Below are 17,398 nucleotides of genomic sequence, written 5' to 3' on the forward strand. Positions count from 1 at the left end.
TAGACAACGGCCTGCGAGCCGTGCCGATCAACCTTTCCGATGTTTCACGAGAATGAAAAATGCCCTTCTTGTTTCAGGCCACTTGATTCAGTCGACATTTCAGAATTCAATTGACGCGGATCGGCCACGACACGCATTCCTGCCGTCATTCATCGACAACCGGATACACGGCTCACGCAGACCGGTTTGATTTCCGAAATTCCGTCAACATTGCCAACGGATGTGCACTTCGTTTCAGAAAAAGACACATGGCCCGAAAATACGCATTGGCAAAGGAAAACGCTTCACGGGCATGCCGAGTGATGTAGCACGCCGGGAATCGTCCAGCCGACGCGGATTCCATCTTGATCCCGGGCCGGCAGATCGCCTTCCGCACACCGTCAACCGATCCGGTGTTTAGTGGAGAAAACGAAAAAACTTAAAACATTCACGTTCCCGGCAAGTTTTCAATGCCGGCAAAAATCATCGAATGAATTTAATCAAAACGATGTGTTAACGGCAAAAAATCGCCGATCTTTAGCCCTCGCTTAATCACCCCGCTCCCGCCCACATTTTTCCCAATAACCATTACAAAAAATTACCAATTAATGCCGATTTAAATATACGATAGCGCACGTCCTTACGTTTTCCCGACATTCCCGTGAACCCCGGAACGCGTCTCGCCGGAGACGGTCTGCATTCGAATCGCCGCAGGCCGTCCCGGCAGCCGCTCGTCACGGGATCGCTTTCCAACCGGAGACCACCCATGGCAATTAACACGCCCGTGAACAGCAGCGCGAATACGAACAGCGTGATGCAACAGGCGGTGCAATCGATCATCAGCGGCTCGACCGGCAATACGTCGGATATCAACGCGCTCGTCAAGGTGCTGGTGAACGCGAAGACGGCCGGCCGCGCGGCCGCGCTGACGTCGACGCAAGCCACCAGCACGACGCAGATTTCCGCATTCGGCGCGCTGTCGTCGGCGCTGGGCGCGCTCGAGGCGGGCCTCGCGTCGCTGAAGAACGGCGCCCTGCAGTCGACGTTCAACGCAGTCGCGAGCGGCAAGGGCCTGACCGCAACCGCGGGCGTCGGTGCGGTCGCCGGCACCTACACGGTCGGCGTCACGCAGATCGCAACCGCGCAGGCGCTCGCGTCGTCGGGCTTCGACGGGAGCAAGGCGCTCGGCACCGGCACGTTGACGCTGTCGCTCGGCAGCCAGTCGTTCAAGGTCCCGGTCGGCAGCACGAACAACACGCTGTCGGGCATTGCGGCCGCGATCAACTCCGCATCCGACAACCCGGGGATCAGCGCAACCGTCATCAAGGGCACCGACGGCGCGCACCTCGTGCTCTCGTCGACGAAGACCGGCTCGGCGAACGCGATCAGCGTCGCGGTTGGCGACGTGTCCGGCGACAACGGGCTGTCGAACCTCGGCGTCAAGTCGACGGCCGACACGTCCGGCGGCGCATCGAAGATCGAATCGGCGAACAGCGCGGCCGCGTGGCAGCAGAGCACCGCCGCGCAGGACGCGAAGTTCACGCTCAACGGCATCGCATCGACCAGCGCGAGCAACGCGGTGTCGGGCGTGCTGACCGGCGTCACGCTGAACCTGTCGGCGGACGCGATCAACGCGACCGGATCGCAGACGCTGACGATCAGCACCGATACGAAGGCGCAGGCGGCGACGATCACGAATTTCGTGAACCTGTACAACACCGTCGTCAAGACGATGGGCACGCTGACGAGCTTCACGCCGGGCGCGAACTCGCAGGGTGCGTTGATCGGCGATTCGACGCTGAACACGATCCGCAACTCGCTCGCGTCGAGCATCGCGCTCGGCGTCCCCAACGAGAACGGCAACGGGCACACGAACCTGATGACGCTCGGCATCACGCTGGAGAAGGACGGCACGCTGAAGATCGACAACGCGAAGCTCGACAGTGCGCTGTCGACCAACCAGGCGGGAGTCGCGCGTCTGTTCAACTCGAAGAACGGGATCGGCGCGCGCCTGGCCGAGCAGATCGCACCGTTCACGAAGAAAGACGGGATGATCGACGTGCGCACGAACGCGCTGAGCGCCGATCTGAAGCGCGTCACCAAGCAGCAGTCGGACCTGACGGACTACGCCGACCAGCTGACCAAGCAGTACCAGGCGCAGTTCACGGCGCTCAACTCGCTGATGGCCAAGATGAACTCGAACACGAAGTACCTGACGCAGCTGTTCGGCGGCGCCAACAGCGCCGGCACGCTGGCGAACAAGTGATGAACGCCAGGGCCGCCCGATGATCGTGGCGGCGGCCACCGGTCGATTCATCGACCGGTGGCCGCCGCACACGATGTCCCGCCTGGAAACATCGCTCACGCCCGGCAGTGCGCAAGCAAGCGCCGGGCTCTCTTCCCCGGTTCGCGCCCTGGCGGCAGGCAGCCTGCCCGCGGTTCGCCGGAAGCGTGCGTGCCGTCAGCCGAGACCTTCGACGCGATCGGCGAACAGGTCGATCGCACGCGACACCTGACGCCCGAAATAGCCCGGCCGCTCGCGCTCGTACGCGCGCAGCAGCGACGTGCATTCACGCTCGGCCCAGCGCCACACGGGGCCCTGTTTCGCGAAGACGGGATGATCGTGCAGCTCGGCCGGCACCATATGCTCGTCGTCCCAGCCCCAGAAATACGCCTGGTATGCGCGCGCGAACGGCACCCCCAGATTGCTCGCCACGGTCTCGTCGTGACGCAGCGTGAAATCGACGATCTCCTTGCGTGCACGGCCGCCGACGTCGTCGTGACGCGCCTCGATCCAGCAGTGATATCTCGCCAGTTGCGACAGATGCCGCGCGGTGCGGCGCCGCTCGCGCGTCGTGCATAGCGCATACAGGTTGCCGCCGCCGAAATCCAGCACCTCCCCGCCCGCGAACGGCCGGTAGGGCTTGCCGGTCAGCAGCGTCAATACCTGCGCGCCGACAATCGCGTAGTCGGCACATCGCATATAGCCGCTGCGCGTCGTCGCTTCCGACACGCTCCGGTGGATGACCTCGTCGATCACGGCGTGCAGCATGGCATCTACCGGTGCCGCCAGAATCGGTGGCTGGCCTGTCGTCGTGGCGTGTTGCATGGGAAGCAGATGCGGATTCAACGGTTCGTCGGTAAAAAGCGCTCGTCGGCGCGATATTACGAATCGTTACAAGAAACGCCGAAAGGGATTGATCAGATTTGTGTGCTTTTGTCGTCCTACGTGAACATGCGCCGGTCAGCCGGTGGCGGAGGCGGAAGATCGCCGGGCGCAACGGGTCGGATGGACGAGCGGCGGCGTTGGGCTTGGGGCTTGGGGCTTGGGGCTTGGGGCTCGCGGCTCGCGGCTTGCGGCTCGCGGCTCGCGGCTTGCGGCTCGCGGCTTGCGGCTTGCGGCTTGCGGCTTGCGGCTCGCGGCTCGCGGCTCGCGGCTCGCGGCTCGCGGCTCGCGGGCGGCTCGATAGTGCGACGGGATGGATGAAGGTGGAGCCGTGCGTCGGCGTCGTGTCGGCGGCACGCCGTCATTCGTGACAACCAGCCCCCTGTGACCGCCCGGCCAGTGCGGCGACCCGGTTGTGAATGGCGAATTCACCGCCTTCGACCGAATTGAAAATCCCGATGGGTTCGCGCGTTACGCGTTCGGCCAGAACGCGGCGCCGGCCTCACCGCATCCGGGCCGTGGCAGGTGCGCCACCGACGTCGCTTGTCGCATCGCGTGCGCGACGCTTCGCGACAAGCCGACCGTGCCTACGGCCAGCGCGCGCCGCTACCGCGCGCCTCCCGAGGTACTCATGCGAGCGAAGGCGGCCGCCGGAGCGGCACGCCATACGGTCGCGCACCGCAAGCCTCGAACGGCACACCGCGTGCCCTATTACGCAGCGATCCGCCGGCGGAAATGCTCGGTGCCGGCCACGATCTTGTCGAGCACCGCATCGAGCGCCCAGAACCGTTCTCGCACGTCGTAGTCGATCGCACGGCACTTGATCGACGCGAACGTGCCGATCCGCTGGTGATACAGCTTCGCGAGCGCCGGATACCCCAGCGCCTCGGACACCGCCGAAACGACCAGGAACGTCGAAAGCTCGTCGGCCAGCGCCGGATTCGTATGCGCTTGCGTACGCAACCACCGGTACAGGTCCGGATGGAAGTTGGTGAACACGCCGTTGAAGCCGGCGGAACCCGCCTTCATCGCATCCCACGCAATCGCCGCGTTCGCGTTGAGGATCTTCAGCGGCGAGCCCTCGGCGAGCGCGACCCGCCGCTTCACCGTCTCCAGGTCGCAGCTCACGTCCTTGAGCATCACGAAGCGGCCCGTGTCGATGCACGCGCGCAGTTCGTCATCCGACAGCAGCCGCCGGTAAGGCGCCGGACACTCGTACAGGCCGAGCGGCAGGTCCGCCGGCAAGCGCGCGAGCAGCCGGTGAAGATGGTCGAGCAGCGCGCCGCTGCCCTTGCGCTGCGGATCGAGGCGGTTGGTCACGAGCACGACGCCCTGCGCGCCCGATTCGGCCGCCGCGCATAGCTCCTCGACCTGCGCGTCGAGATCGTCGCTGATGTGCCCGGACGCGACGACGGGCACGCGCCCGGCCACTCGTTCGACCACGAAGCGCGCGAGTTCCGCGCGTTCGGCCAGACTCAGGAACTGCATCTCGCTCGACTGCGCGACCGCGAACAACGCATCGGCGCCGTGCGCCAGATACCACTCGATGAGCCGCTCGAGCCCGGCGTAGTCGATCGCGCCGGCATCGTCGAACGGCGTCAGCATCACCGGGACGATGCCCTCGATGGTCACGTTCGATTGCTGCGGGTGTTGCATCTGTTTCTCCTTGCTTCAGTGAATGCGGGACGCATGCCGCGTGCTCAGGCCGGCAACGGCCCGGACGCGGCGCTCGCGGCCTGCTCGGGAATCGGCTTGCGCACCAGCAGCAGGTAGGCCATTGCACCGGCGAACGCGATCGCCGCGGCCGTCAGCAGCGCCGGCACGAACGACCACTTCTGCGCAATGATGCCGGTCAGGATCGGCGCAAGCGCGCCGCCGATGAAGCCGCCGAAATTCTGGATCGCGCCGAGCGACGCGATGCGGCTCGGCGGCGCGGCCGCCGTCGCGAGCGCCCACGAGCAGGCCGATGCGGCGTTCGCGAGAAAGATCACGACGGAAATGCACGCGAGCGCCACCGTGTTGCTCTGCACGAGCGCGGCGGGAATCGTGAACGCGACCATCCCGAGCATCGCGACCACCACCGCATTGCGCCTGCTGACGACCGGCGAACGGCTGCGGCGCGTGACCAGGTCCGACAGCCAGCCGGCCAGCAGCGAGCCGACGAACCCGCACAGGAACGGCACCGACGCGGCGAAGCCGGTACGGATCAGGCTCATGTGCCGTTCCATCGTCAGGTAGCCCGGCAGCCAGGTCAGGTAGACCCAGTTCAGGTACACGGATCCGAAGAAGCCGATCAGCATCCCCCAGGTCGTGCCGTGCGAGAACAGGCCGCGCCATTCGGCGAACGTCAGTTTCGGTGCGGCAACCACGCTTTGCGCGTCGGCATCGAGATAGCTGCGCTCGGCCGCGGACAGTTGCGCGCGCACCGGATCGCGATACAGCGCGAACCAGACGACGGCGACGACGAGGCCGGCCGCGCCCGTCGCGACGAACGCCCAGCGCCAATCGAACGACGCGACGAGGATCGACAGCAGCAACGGCGCCAGCGCGGTGCCGAGCGGCGACGCGGCGTTGAAGATGCCGGTCGGCGTGCCGCGCGCCCGCAGCGGAAACCAGTTGCTCACCACCCGCGCGGCCGACGGGAACTGCGGCGCCTCGCCGATGCCGAGCACGATGCGCGCGACGATGAACCAGCCGAAGGTCGACACGATGCCGCCCGCCGCCTGCGCGAACGACCAGACGATCAGGCCGATCCCGAGCAGCCGGCGCGGCCCGATGCGGTCGACCAGCCCGCCGACCGGGAACTGGCACAGCGCGTAGCTCCACGAGAAGGCCGACAGCAGCAGCCCCATCTGCGCGAGCGACAGGCCGAGATCGCCGCGGATCGCCGAGCTTGCGACGGCCAGCGTGCCGCGATCGAGGTAGTTGACGATGCCGCTCGCCATCAGCAGCGCGAGCGCGATGCGCTGCCCGCGCCGGATCCGCGGCGGGGCTTGAGGAACAGGTTGGCTTTCGTTCATTGCGGTTGTCTCCATGTCACTGATATCGGCCGGTTCCGGCCTGTCCGTCTCATGCGGAATTCAGGGGTCCAGGCGCGCCACTTCGTCGCGCGTCGGGATCGAGGTCTGCGCGCCGTAGCGCGTCACGCTGATCGCGGCGGCGCGCTGGCCGAAGCCGATCGCGTCGCCCATCGATGCGCCGCCCGCGCGGGCGGCCGCGAACCCGCCGACGAACGTGTCGCCGGCCGCGGTGGTATCGACGGCGGTCACCGACATCGCCGGCAAGCGGCCGTTGCTCGCACCGCCGCGCCAGCAGACACCGCGCGCGCCGAGCGTGACCAGCACGTTGCCGACGCCCTTCGCGCGCAGCGCATCGGCGGCACGCACGGCGGACGCATCGTCGCCGACGGCGATGCCGGTCAGCGACTCGGCTTCGGTTTCGTTGACGACGAGGTAGTCGACCCGTGCGAGCAACGCGTCGAACAGCGGCTGCGCGGGCGCGGGATTGAGCAGTACCGGCGTGCGGTGCGAGCAGGCACAGGCAATGGCGCGCGCGACGGTCGTCACCGGTACTTCGAGCTGGCACACGAGCATCGCGGCCCCCGCGATCGCTTCGCGTGCCGCGTCGATCCGGTCGGCATCGAGGCGCGCATTCGCGCCGGGCACGACGACGATGCTGTTCGCGCCGCCCTCGTCGACCGTAATCGTGGCCACCCCGGTCGACGTGCCGCCGATCCGGTCCAGGTGCGCCACGTCGATGCCCTCGGCCGCCAGCGCGTCGTGCAGGCGCGCACCGAACGCGTCGTCGCCGACGCAGCCGATCATCGCGACCGACGCGCCCAGGCGCGCGGCCGCGACCGCCTGGTTCGCACCCTTGCCGCCATGAACGGTCTGGAAATCCGTGCCGAGCAGCGTCTCGCCCGGCACCGGCAGGCGCGGCGCACGGGTGACGAGGTCGATGTTCACGCTGCCGACGACGGCGATACGCGGTGGATAGGTGTAGCTCATTTCCGAATGTAACCGCTTACATTTGCGACGGACAAAATGGCCGGAATGGCCGTCGTCGATGAAAATTTCACGATATGGATAGAATATGGGTCAGACACAATACGGAAGCACGTCAAGATAGCGCTTACATTCTCACAAGGTCGAGCGAGAATGCAAGCGAAGCCACCAAGAATTAGGGGTAAACAATGACGCATTTGACAACGCGCGGCGCCGCCACCGCCGCCACGCCGGGAGCCGGCCGATGAGCACGCCTCCGTCCCGCGGCGGTGCACCCCGCGCGCGCCGCGGCAGCGGCCGCTCGGTGCTCGGCGATGTCGCGAAGCTGGCCGGCGTATCGACCGCGACCGTCTCGCGCGTGTACAACGATCCCGGCAAGGTGTCGGCCGACGTACAGCAGCGCGTGCGCGACGCGGCGCGCACGCTGAACTGGATTCCAAACGCGGCGGGCCGCGCGCTTGCGTCCACGCGCACCCACATCACCGGCGCGATCATTCCGACGCTCGACGACCAGGTGTTCGCATCGCAGGTCGCGGGCATGCAGACGGTCATGGCCGAGCACGGCATCACGCTGTTCCTGGGCTGCTCGAACTACGATCCCGCGCAGGCGCTGGCCCAGGTGCGCGCGATGCTGTCGCGCGGCGTGGAAGCCGTGTCGCTGGTCGGCGAAGCGTATCCGCCGGAACTGTTCGAACTGCTTGCGCTGCACCGCGTGCCGTACGTCGTCACCTATGCGTATCGCGACGACAGCCCGCATTGCTGTATCGGCTTCGACAACCGCGCGGCGTTCGCGCGGCTCACCACCCACCTGCTCGACCTCGGCCACCGCGATTTCGCGATCATCATGCAGCCGTCCGCCGACAACGATCGCGTGCAGGCCCGCCTGCGCGGCATTCACGACACGCTGGCCGCGCGCGGGCTCGCGGTGCGCCCCGTCCACCAGCACGAAGGCGCGGCCACGATTGCCTTCGGGCGGGCGAGCCTGCGGGCGATCGCCGGCAGCGACGCGGCCACGCGGCCGACGGCCGTGATCTGCGGCAACGACGCGCTCGCGCTGGGCGCGTTGCTCGAGGCGCAGGCGCTCGGCATCGACGTGCCCGCGCAATTGTCGATCACCGGGTTCGACGACATCGCGCTCGCGCGCGAAATCCAGCCGCCGCTGACGACGATGTGGGTCGACACCGACGCGATCGGGCGCCAGGCCGCACAGGCCTTGCTCGACGCGCTCGAGAACGGCGCAACGGGGCCCGGTCATGCGGTGCTGCCGGAGTTGCGCACGCGGGAATCGGCTGCGGCGCCGGCGCAGGTGCGCGCAGCGCGACGGAAATGACGATGCGCCGGGCGGCTTCGGCCGCCCGGCCCGCCCGTCACTGCATCACGTCGACCGGCAGCGTCTTGTCGAGCGTGTCGTGCCACGCGAGGATGGTCTTCGGCACGTTTTTCTTCCATGCGGGCACATTCGTGTAATAGCGCATCCGCACGTTGTTCTTCGCGTCGAATACGAGCAGCCCGATCCACAGATCGTTACCGCGGCGCATCACGATCGCCGCGTTCGTCGTCGCGATGCCGCGTACCCAGTACGAACTCACGTGCGCATTGAGCCCGTCGAGATCCTTCTCGTCGGCGCTGTAATTGACGTTGTCGACGAGCGTCTGGTAATCGGCGCCGAGCAGCTTGCGCGCGGTCGCGTTCTGCGTCGCGTCGGCGACGACCTTGAGGCTCAGCAAGTCGGCCGCCGGCTTCGCCTGGAACTGCGCCGCGGTCACATACTCGCCGCCGTAGGAGACGCCCGCACCGGCACCGCAATCGAAATCCGCGCCGTGTTGCGTGACGCCGATGCGTCCGCCCTTCCGTTCGAAATCGAGCCGGCACTTGTCCTGACGGTAGGTGCCGCTGTCGCCGTGCAGCACGATGTCGCCGTCGAGCGCGCCCGTATTCGCGCCGTTGTTGCCGCCCAGCTCGAAATGCAGGCGCGGCGCCGTGCCGGTGAACGTCAGCACGCCGCCGAACGACGGGTTGTCGCTCGTCATGTACCACGTCTGCTGCCAGCGGTCGGCGGCCAGCGGCTTGCCGTTCAGGCTCGCGAGCCGTTCGCGGTAGCGGTCGCCCAGGCACGGCGCGTCGGCGCCGCACTGGTCGCGCTGCTTGAGCCATTTCAACTGTGCGGCCTTCAGCGCGGCTGTATCGCCGCCTTTCGCGAGTGCCTGCTTCCATGCCGCCGCGAGGTCGCCGTCGAGCTTCGACAGCGTGGCGTCCGCGCAGATCGCCTTCTCGGTTGGAGAAGCGGCTTTCGCGCAGTCGAAGCCGGCCGCGTGCGCGGCGAGCGGCAGCAGCGTCAACAGTGCAGCCGCCGCGACGGATCGCAGGTGCGTGCACGATGCATCGCTAGCGGGAAGCGCGGTTTGCCCGCGCGCATTCGATCGGTTCCGGATGGTCATCGGCTTGGCTCGTCGCAGGATCGCGCGCCTGTAGAAGCTACCTGCACGCGGCATTCGAGGTAAAAACGCCCGGCCCGGCATGTCGCGCATGCCGTTGCTCGCCGAAGCCTAACCCGAATGCGCGGCGCCGATCAATCGATGGTCGATGTCAGCGCAACCGTCGAGGCGGCCACGCTGCATTGCACGATGCCGTCGCGCAATGCGGCTTCCACGGCGGCATCGATGAACCCGATGAATACCATCACGCCGTCTCCTTCGTGCGCGGCCAGCCCTTCGTCTTCCATCGACGAGAACCGGATGCGCCGCGCGGCGACCTGGCAGACGCGCGTGGCGACCGTGCGCTCCACATCGGCCACGCGCACGACGCCCTTCGCGCGCAGGATCGTGCGCGGCAACGCCTTCAGCCATGCACGCAACCGCGCCTTGTCGAGCACGTCCGGCGCGGCGACGGTGACGCTCGCGAACGCCGGCATCGCGTCGTGTCCGATCGCCCGGTGCGCACGCACGATATCCGGCACGCTGCGGCGATCGGGCACGGCCGCATCGAACAGCAGCGCGAGCGGAATCTCGCCATGCCGCGCGGCGACGACGACATCGGTCGGCGCACACGCGCGCACGTCGTCGAGCACCGCGTCGCGCTGTGCCGGTGCAACGAGATCAAGCTTGGTCACGACGATTGCGCCCGCGCCGTCGAGCTGGCGCTGCGCCATCGCGCCGACGAGCGGATCGGCGAGCGTGTCGCGCCACGCAAGCGCATCGGCGACGACGAGCACCGACGTCAGCCGGAACGCACCGTTCAGCAGCCCGATCTGCGCGATCTTCGCGGGATCGGCCACGCCGCTCGCTTCGACGAGCAGCAGTTCGGGCCGCACGTCGCGCGTCGCGACGCGCGTCAGCGCATCGACGAGCGCGCCGCCGATCGTGCAGCAGATGCAGCCGTTGTCGAGTTCGATCACGTCGTCGCCGCGCGCACGCACGAGCCGCGCATCGATGTTCACCGCGCCGAAATCGTTGACGAGCACCGCGATGCGCCGGCCATGCGGCGCCTGCAGGATCGCGTTGACGACCGTCGTCTTGCCCGCGCCGAGATAGCCGCCGATCACCGCGAGGTCGATCGGCGCGGGCGCGCGAGCAGCGGGCGTAACCTGCATGCTCATCGCGGCGACCGGAACACGCGCCCGCCGAGCACGGTGCCCCACACGGCGAGTTCTTTCAGGCGCGCGGGTGCGCATACCGACGGATCGTCGTCGAGCACCGCGAAATCCGCGAACTTGCCGATCTCGATGCTGCCGACGAGATGATCCATCCGCAACGTGTAGGCCGCGCCCAGCGTGATCGCATGCAATGCATCGTCTACCGCCAGCCGCTCGCCCTTTCCCAGCACGCGCCCGGACGCCGTCTCGCGCTGCACCGCGCACCATGCGGTGAACAACGGATTCAGCGGCGTGATCGGCGCATCCGAATGCAGCGCGAACGGAATGCCGAGCCGCCGCGCGGAGCCGGCCGCATCCATCCGGTTCGCGCGATCGGGGCCGATGGTCTGGCTGTAGTGCGCATCGCCCCAGTAGTACAGATGATTCGCGAAGAAGTTCACGCACATCCCGAGCGCGCGAACGCGTTTCAACTGCGCGGCGTCCGCCATCTGGCAATGCTGCAGCGTATGGCGATGATCGAGGCGAGGATGGCGCGCGAGCAGCGCCGTCATCGCGTCGAGCACGACGTCGGTCGCTTCGTCGCCGTTGGTATGCACGTGCAGTTGCAGCCCCGCGCGATGAAACGGCTCGAACACGTCGACGAGCTGCGCGGGCGGAATCAGCCACAGCCCGTTCGGCTGCCCGCCCGCGTAGCCAGGCCAGCGCACACGCGCGGTGAAGCCCTGGATCGAGCCGTCGACGATGAACTTCACGGGCCCGAAATGCAGCTTGTCGGTATTGCGCTCGATCTCCGCGAGCACGCTGTCGGCCGAGCGCGCAGGATTGCGTTGCGGCGCGAACGCCGGCACGATCCGCACCGGGTAATCCGGATCGGCGGTGACGTCGTGCAGCGTGCGGTTACCGTCGGCCGACAAATCGTTGACGAGATCGGTGGCCGTCGTCACGCCCGCGAGCTGCGCGACGCGCCCGAAGTTCCAGACGGCGTGCGGCTTCTCGCTCGCGGAAATCGCGAGCTTGCCGCCGATCGTCTGATACACCGGCAGCATCGCCGCGAACTCCTGCAACTCGCCGGTCGGGCGGCCGTCGGCATCACGCGTCACGCCGTCGATGTCGGTGTCCTCGTCGATGCCCGCGCGCGCGAGCATCGCGCCGTTCACGTTCATCAGGTGCACGCTCGCATGCAGGATCGCGATCGGCCGCCGCGCGGACACACGATCGAGCTCGCGCGTCGTCAGCCGCGCCGTGCCGAAGAAGATCGGATCGAAGCCCCACGCGAGCAGCGGCCCGTCGTCGGTCATCGCGCGCTCGGCTTCCGCGAGCCGTTCGAGCACCGCGTCGAGCGAGCGCAGCCCCGGCCACAGCGTGCCGTCGGGGCCGCGCCGGTCGTAGTAGCCGACGTACACGGCGTCCCACATCGCGCCTTCCATCAGGTGGCAATGCCCTTCGACGAGCCCCGGCATCAGCACCTTGTCACGCAGCGTGTCGTCGGTCGTACACGCACCGAACCGTGCATGCCACGTGGCGGCGTCGGCGGCATCGCCGACCGCGAGGATGCGGCCGTCGCGCACGGCGACGTGCGTGGCCGACGGCTGCGCCGGGTTCATCGTCAGGATGCGGCGCGCCGTGAACACCGTCACGGGCGCGGCCGGGGTTGCGGATGCTTGCATGGGATGCGGTTCTCCTTGCGGCGGAACGCCGATGGCTCAGGATACGGCGTACTGCTTGACGGGGCGGCCGTGCAGCATCGCATGCACGGCCGCGACGACGAGCACGTTGACGACGAGGCACACGAGGCCGAGGTTGATGCCGCCGAAGTCGACATGGAACACGTAGAAGATCATCGCGAGCACCTGGCCGCAGATCATCCCGGCCCCGACCGCGACGGGCCGCACCTGGCGCCGCGCAAGCAGGATCAACACGCCCGGCAGGAACTGCGTGACGCCGTAGTACGTGGTGTTGATCAGCGTGAGCATCAGGTTCGGCGTGAGCATCGTGGTCGCGATCGACAGCAGCAGGTAGCCGACGATCACGTATTTCGCCGCACGCTTCTGGCGCGACTCGGGCAGGTTCGGCATCAGGTTGCGCGTGACAATCGGCCCGATCGCGAGGCAGATGCCGGCCAGCACGAGCAGCCCCGACAGCGCGGCGCCGGCCGCGACGAGGCCGATCAGCCAGCCGGGCAGCAGGTGCGTGACGGCGGCGAAGAACGCATCGTTCGGCGACGCGAGCGTCAGGTTCGCGGTGAGCGCGTAATACGACGCGATCACGAGGAACGGATACATCAGCATGTAGAGCGGCATCACGACCTGCGTGCGCCGGATCGCATCCGGCCCGCGCGCGGTGAAGAAATTCTGCGCGGCGAACGGCATCAGGTAGAAGCCGAGCGACTGGAACAGCATCGTGCTCATCGAGAAGCGCAGCTGCGATCCGCTCATCGTGTTGCTGACCTGCCGGCTCGCGGCGTCGAACACCGGATGCACGCCGCCCACCTGCCACGCGACGGCCACGCCCGTCACGACGATCGCGAGCAGCATCAGGATGTCCTTCAGGATCGCGATGTACGCCGACGCGCGCACGCCGGAGATCGCGATATAGGTGAACGCGAGCGCCGCGCACACGAGGATCAGGTACAGCGGCTCGACGTGCCAGCCGAGCCCCTTGAGCGCTGCGACGAGCCCGGTGAACTGCAGCTGCCCCCACGGGATCAGGAACAGGATCGATGCGCACGCAACGACGAGCTCGAGCCCGCGGCTGCGGTAGTGGCCCTTGAACAGGTCGGGCAGCGTGATCGCGTTGTGGCGCTTGCCGACCTCCCAGATCTTCGGGCCGACGAAATAGCCGATCGGGTAGGCGAGCAGGATGTAGCCGAGGAACCACACGCCGTAGGTCGGCCCTTTCGCGTAGATGCCGCCGGGAAAGCCGACCATCGTGCCGATGCTGTAGATCTCGCCGGCAGTCAGGAAGAACACGAGCGCCGTGCCGAACTGGCGTGACGCGACGAAGAAGTCATGCACGCTCTGCTTGCCCCGGCCGCGGCCGGACCGGATGGCGAGATAGAGCGACAGCGCGATCAGCGCGGCGAAGACGACCGTGGACATGCGCACCTCTGCGAAAGGACGGAATGCGTAGGGTTCGCCGGCAAGCACGGGCAGCCGGCGGTCCGCAAGAAGCGGATGCGTGCGCTAGGCGGCGCCGCTCGCGCGGCGGTCGAACAGCATCCAGCACGCGAACAGGCAGCCGGACGTCAGCACGAACCACGCGAAGATCCACATGAAGATGAACGGCACGCCCAGCACGTAGCGGTCCTGCGCGGCCACCCAAGGCAGCAGGCCGATCACGCCGAGATACGGAATACCGATGCCGATCAGATACCTGAGCATGCGCGTCTCCTCGAAAGCGGGTTCGTGCGGAATGGTCGTACGCGGGGGCGGCGAAGGTCGCCTGGTCGACATCCAGCGTCGAATCCAGTATTCGAAGACAAAAAGGCGCGGGATAGTGCCAGACGCGGGCAATCGCTTGGGCCAGCGGCGAGCGGCCCGGCGCGGTCGCCCGGTCAATACGGAAGCGATCGAAGCGGCAACCCGACCCCGCTGCGTCGCGGTCGACGCTTGCCGGTCATGACACGAGCCGGCGTCAGCCGTCGAACGGCGCCAGCTCGTAACTCGTGCTCCGGCCGCCGGACGACGAGCGACGCAGCACACCGTGCTCGACGAGCTCCGTGATGTCCCGCAGCGCGGTGTCTTGCGAGCACTTCGCCAGCGCCGCCCACTTGGTGGAAGTCAGCTTGCCCTCGAAGCCGTCGAGCAGGCGATTCATGACCTTGACCTGGCGTTCGTTCATCGCGAAGCCGGCACAGCGTTGCCAGAAGCGGGCCTTGACCAGAACGGCGTCGAGCGTCGTGTGTGCGTGATCGACGGCCCTGCCGAGCGCGGTCAGGAACCACACGAGCCATTCCGTGACGTCGAGCGAACCGCGTTGGGTGCGCTCCAGCACATCGTAATACGCATTGCGCTCGCGCTGGATTTGCGCCGACAGGCTATAGAAGCGCTGCGGACTCCCGTCGGCACGTGCCAGGACCAGATCCCCGAGCGCGCGCGCAATCCGGCCGTTGCCGTCGTCGAACGGATGGAGCGTGACGAACCACAGGTGGGCCAGGCCGGCCCGGATCAGCAGGGGCTCGACCGGCGCGGCATTGAGCCAGTCGAGAAAACGCGCGATCTCGCTGGCGACGCGGGCGGCGGGCGGCGCCTCGAAATGCACGCGCTGCCGGCCGATCGGCCCGGACACGACCTGCATCGGCCCGGTCGCATCCGTGCGCCAGCCACCGACGGTGATCCGCGACATCCCCGAGTAGCCGGTCGGAAACAGCGCCGCATGCCACCCGAACAGACGGGCGTCCGTGACCGGCGCCACCGCATGGGTCGTCGCGTCCAGCACCATGTCGACGACACCCTCGACGTGACGATCGACCGGCGCCAGCGCGCCGATATCGACCCCGAGCCGGCGCGCGATCGACGACCGCACCGATGCCACGTTCAGGCTTTCGCCCTCGATCGCACTGGTCTTGACGACGTCCTCCGTCAGCGCGGCCAGGCTGGCCTCGTCGCGCAACGCCAGGCCGACATCTGCCAGCCGCCCGGCCAGCATGCCTTGCGCACGGCTGACGTCGGCGAGTGGCGTCGCCAGTGCCGGGAGGTCGAAGCGCCACGCGGGCCAGTCGGCCGACTCCCAGATGTAGGTGTAATCTCCGCTCATGATGCGGAGATTATCGCATCGATTCACCGCATGACTCAATATTCTCCGCAAATCATGCGGAGAATGACACCCTCATTCACCGCAAACCGGCCGGCTACCGTGCCCGGCCCGCCCCGCCCTTCGCGGCCGGCGCAGCCGCGCCGAGCCGTTCCGCGAGAAACCCGATGAACGTGCGCAGCGTGACGAACCCTTCCCGATGCTGCGGGAACACCGCGTTGAGCGTGATCGGCGAAGGCGCATATGCGTCGAGCACGGGCACGAGCGCGCCGCTGTCGAGCGCCGCGCCGACGATGAAATCCGGCAGCAGCGCGATGCCGAGCCCCGCAATCGCCGCGTCGCGCACCACTTCGCCGTTGTTCGCGACGAGCGGCCCCTGCACGTCGAACGTGCGCGCCGCGCCGTCTACGCGGAATTCCCAGCCGATGCGCCGCTCGCGCCCGTACAGCACGCACGTATGGCCGGCGAGATCGGCCGGCGTCTGCGGCGTGCCCTGCCGCTTCAGGTAGGCGGGGCTCGCGCACGCGATCATCCGCCACGCGCCGAGCGGGCGCGCGATCAGCGTCGAATCCTCGAGCGAGCCGATCCGCAGCACGAGATCGAAGCCCTCGCCGATCAGGTCGACACGCCGGTCGGTCAGGTCGATGTTCAGCCGGACGGCCGGGTGCGCGGACAGGAATTCGGCGATCAGCGGCGACACGTGCGTGATCCCGAACGACAGCGGCGCGCTGATCTTCAGCGACCCGTGCAGCTCGGTGCTGCGCACCGACATCGCCTGCTCGGCGTCGGCAATCTCCGCGAGGATCCGCTGCGCGCGCGCATAGAACTCCTGCCCCGATTCGGTCACCGCGAGGTTGCGCGTGTTCCGGTGCAACAGCCGCACGCCGAGCGACGCCTCCAGCGCCATCGTGCGCCGGCTGACGAACTGCTTGGACAGCATCAGCTGGTCGGCCGCCGCCGTGAAGCTGCCCGCATCGACCGTCGCGACGAAGATCCTCAGATCGTTGAGTTCCATATTGTCCACTCCATAGCGACAGTCATTATCTCTACAGTGATTTATTTGTCAAATCGATTGACCTAAGATTCATCTCAACGAACGGCCGGGCCCACTTCCGAGGTCCGGCGTCTTGAGGAACAAAAATCATGATCGAAATCCGTGCAGCAAACCAACGTGGCCGTGCGGAGCATGGCTGGCTCAGCTCCCGTCATACGTTTTCGTTCGCGAATTACTACGATCCGAAGCAAGTCGGCTTCTCCGACCTGCTGGTGATCAACGACGACCGCGTCGCCCCGGGCCGCGGCTTCGGCACGCACCCGCACCGCGACATGGAAATCCTGTCGTACGTGCTCGACGGCGCGCTGGAACACAAGGACTCGATGGGCACCGGTTCGGTGATCGTGCCGGGCGACGTGCAGTTGATGAGCGCGGGCACGGGCGTGCGCCACAGCGAGTTCAACCACTCGCCGGAACTGCCGGTCCACTTCCTGCAGATCTGGGTCGGACCGTCCGAAAAGGGTGCCGAGCCGCGCTATCAGCAGACGAACGTCACGGCCGACGACAAGCGCGGCAGGCTCGCGCTCGTCGTATCGCCGAACGGCGACGCCGGTTCGCTGAAGATCCGGCAGGACACGCGGATCTACGCGGGCCTGTTCGACGGCGCCGAGCGCGCGACGCTGGAACTGGCGCCGAACCGCTTTGCTTACGTGCACGTGGCACGCGGCAGCGTGACGGTCAACGGCGTGACGCTCGGCGAAGGCGACGGCGTGCGCATCCGCGACGAACAGGTGCTGACGGTCGCCGACGGGAAGGATGCCGAAGTGCTGGTATTCGACCTGCGTCCGGTCGAAGTAACGGCCGAGTGGGCATGAAGCCCGTTCGGGAAACCGGGCCCCGCTGAACGCGGG

At 67.4% G+C, this 17,398-nt stretch carries 14 protein-coding genes; 3 read left to right on the forward strand and 11 right to left on the reverse strand.

Going from position 1 to position 17,398, the window contains the following annotated elements:
- Positions 1–745 precede the first annotated feature (745 nt).
- The gene (gene fliD, locus BCO18175_RS14950; protein WP_174981971.1) at positions 746–2,245 is read left to right on the forward strand and encodes a flagellar filament capping protein FliD; all 1,500 of its coding nucleotides are present in this window, start codon (positions 746–748) and stop codon (positions 2,243–2,245) included.
- A 195-nt stretch (positions 2,246–2,440) separates the two neighbouring features.
- Here the strand turns inward: fliD and BCO18175_RS14955 are convergent, their stop codons facing one another.
- From BCO18175_RS14955 to rbsK, 4 genes are all read right to left on the reverse strand, one after another.
- Complete coding sequence (locus BCO18175_RS14955) at positions 2,441–3,088, reverse strand: hypothetical protein (protein ID WP_174981973.1); 648 nt, start codon at positions 3,086–3,088, stop codon at positions 2,441–2,443.
- Between the two features lie 768 nt (positions 3,089–3,856).
- Positions 3,857–4,801: a dihydrodipicolinate synthase family protein gene (locus tag BCO18175_RS14960; RefSeq protein ID WP_174981975.1), complete on the reverse strand. Its 945-nt coding sequence runs from the start codon at positions 4,799–4,801 to the stop codon at positions 3,857–3,859.
- A gap of 44 nt (positions 4,802–4,845) precedes the next feature.
- Complete coding sequence (locus BCO18175_RS14965) at positions 4,846–6,165, reverse strand: MFS transporter (protein WP_174981977.1); 1,320 nt, start codon at positions 6,163–6,165, stop codon at positions 4,846–4,848.
- Between the two features lie 60 nt (positions 6,166–6,225).
- The gene (gene rbsK / locus BCO18175_RS14970; protein WP_174981979.1) at positions 6,226–7,152 is read right to left on the reverse strand and encodes a ribokinase; all 927 of its coding nucleotides are present in this window, start codon (positions 7,150–7,152) and stop codon (positions 6,226–6,228) included.
- A 241-nt stretch (positions 7,153–7,393) separates the two neighbouring features.
- Between rbsK and BCO18175_RS14975 the strand changes: the two genes are divergently transcribed.
- Positions 7,394–8,479, forward strand: a complete 1,086-nt coding sequence (locus BCO18175_RS14975) for a LacI family DNA-binding transcriptional regulator (protein ID WP_174981981.1) — start codon at positions 7,394–7,396, stop codon at positions 8,477–8,479.
- Positions 8,480–8,516: 37 nt separating this feature from the next.
- Here BCO18175_RS14975 and BCO18175_RS14980 read toward each other — a convergent pair whose 3' ends face one another.
- The 7 genes from BCO18175_RS14980 to BCO18175_RS15010 form a co-directional block, all read right to left on the reverse strand.
- Complete coding sequence (locus BCO18175_RS14980; protein WP_254608078.1) at positions 8,517–9,587, reverse strand: lysozyme inhibitor LprI family protein; 1,071 nt, start codon at positions 9,585–9,587, stop codon at positions 8,517–8,519.
- A 131-nt stretch (positions 9,588–9,718) separates the two neighbouring features.
- Positions 9,719–10,744 carry a CobW family GTP-binding protein gene (locus tag BCO18175_RS14985; protein ID WP_254608079.1) on the reverse strand — a complete coding sequence of 342 codons (1,026 nt, stop codon included), beginning with the start codon at positions 10,742–10,744 and terminating at the stop codon, positions 9,719–9,721.
- Entirely contained in the window at positions 10,741–12,408 is a 1,668-nt protein-coding gene (locus BCO18175_RS14990) for an amidohydrolase (protein WP_174981983.1), read from the reverse strand. Before BCO18175_RS14990 ends, BCO18175_RS14985 begins: the two co-directional genes overlap by 4 nt.
- A 36-nt stretch (positions 12,409–12,444) precedes the next feature.
- The gene (locus BCO18175_RS14995; RefSeq protein ID WP_174981984.1) at positions 12,445–13,839 is read right to left on the reverse strand and encodes a sodium:solute symporter family protein; all 1,395 of its coding nucleotides are present in this window, start codon (positions 13,837–13,839) and stop codon (positions 12,445–12,447) included.
- 84 nt (positions 13,840–13,923) lie between these two features.
- Positions 13,924–14,121 carry a DUF3311 domain-containing protein gene (locus tag BCO18175_RS15000; RefSeq protein ID WP_174972736.1) on the reverse strand — a complete coding sequence of 66 codons (198 nt, stop codon included), beginning with the start codon at positions 14,119–14,121 and terminating at the stop codon, positions 13,924–13,926.
- A 253-nt stretch (positions 14,122–14,374) separates the two neighbouring features.
- On the reverse strand, positions 14,375–15,496 hold the full coding sequence (locus tag BCO18175_RS15005; RefSeq protein WP_217483913.1) for a Fic family protein: 1,122 nt from the start codon (positions 15,494–15,496) through the stop codon (positions 14,375–14,377).
- Positions 15,497–15,590: 94 nt separating this feature from the next.
- On the reverse strand, positions 15,591–16,508 hold the full coding sequence (locus BCO18175_RS15010) for a LysR family transcriptional regulator (protein WP_174981985.1): 918 nt from the start codon (positions 16,506–16,508) through the stop codon (positions 15,591–15,593).
- 128 nt (positions 16,509–16,636) lie between these two features.
- Here BCO18175_RS15010 and BCO18175_RS15015 point away from each other — a divergent pair, with 128 nt between their 5' ends.
- Positions 16,637–17,362 (forward strand): pirin family protein, encoded by a 726-nt coding sequence (locus BCO18175_RS15015; protein ID WP_174981987.1) that lies wholly within the window; start codon positions 16,637–16,639, stop codon positions 17,360–17,362.
- The last annotated feature ends 36 nt before the right edge of the window (positions 17,363–17,398 follow it).

The organism is Burkholderia lata (assembly GCF_902499335.1).
Classification (GTDB): Bacteria; Pseudomonadota; Gammaproteobacteria; order Burkholderiales; family Burkholderiaceae; genus Burkholderia; species Burkholderia lata_B.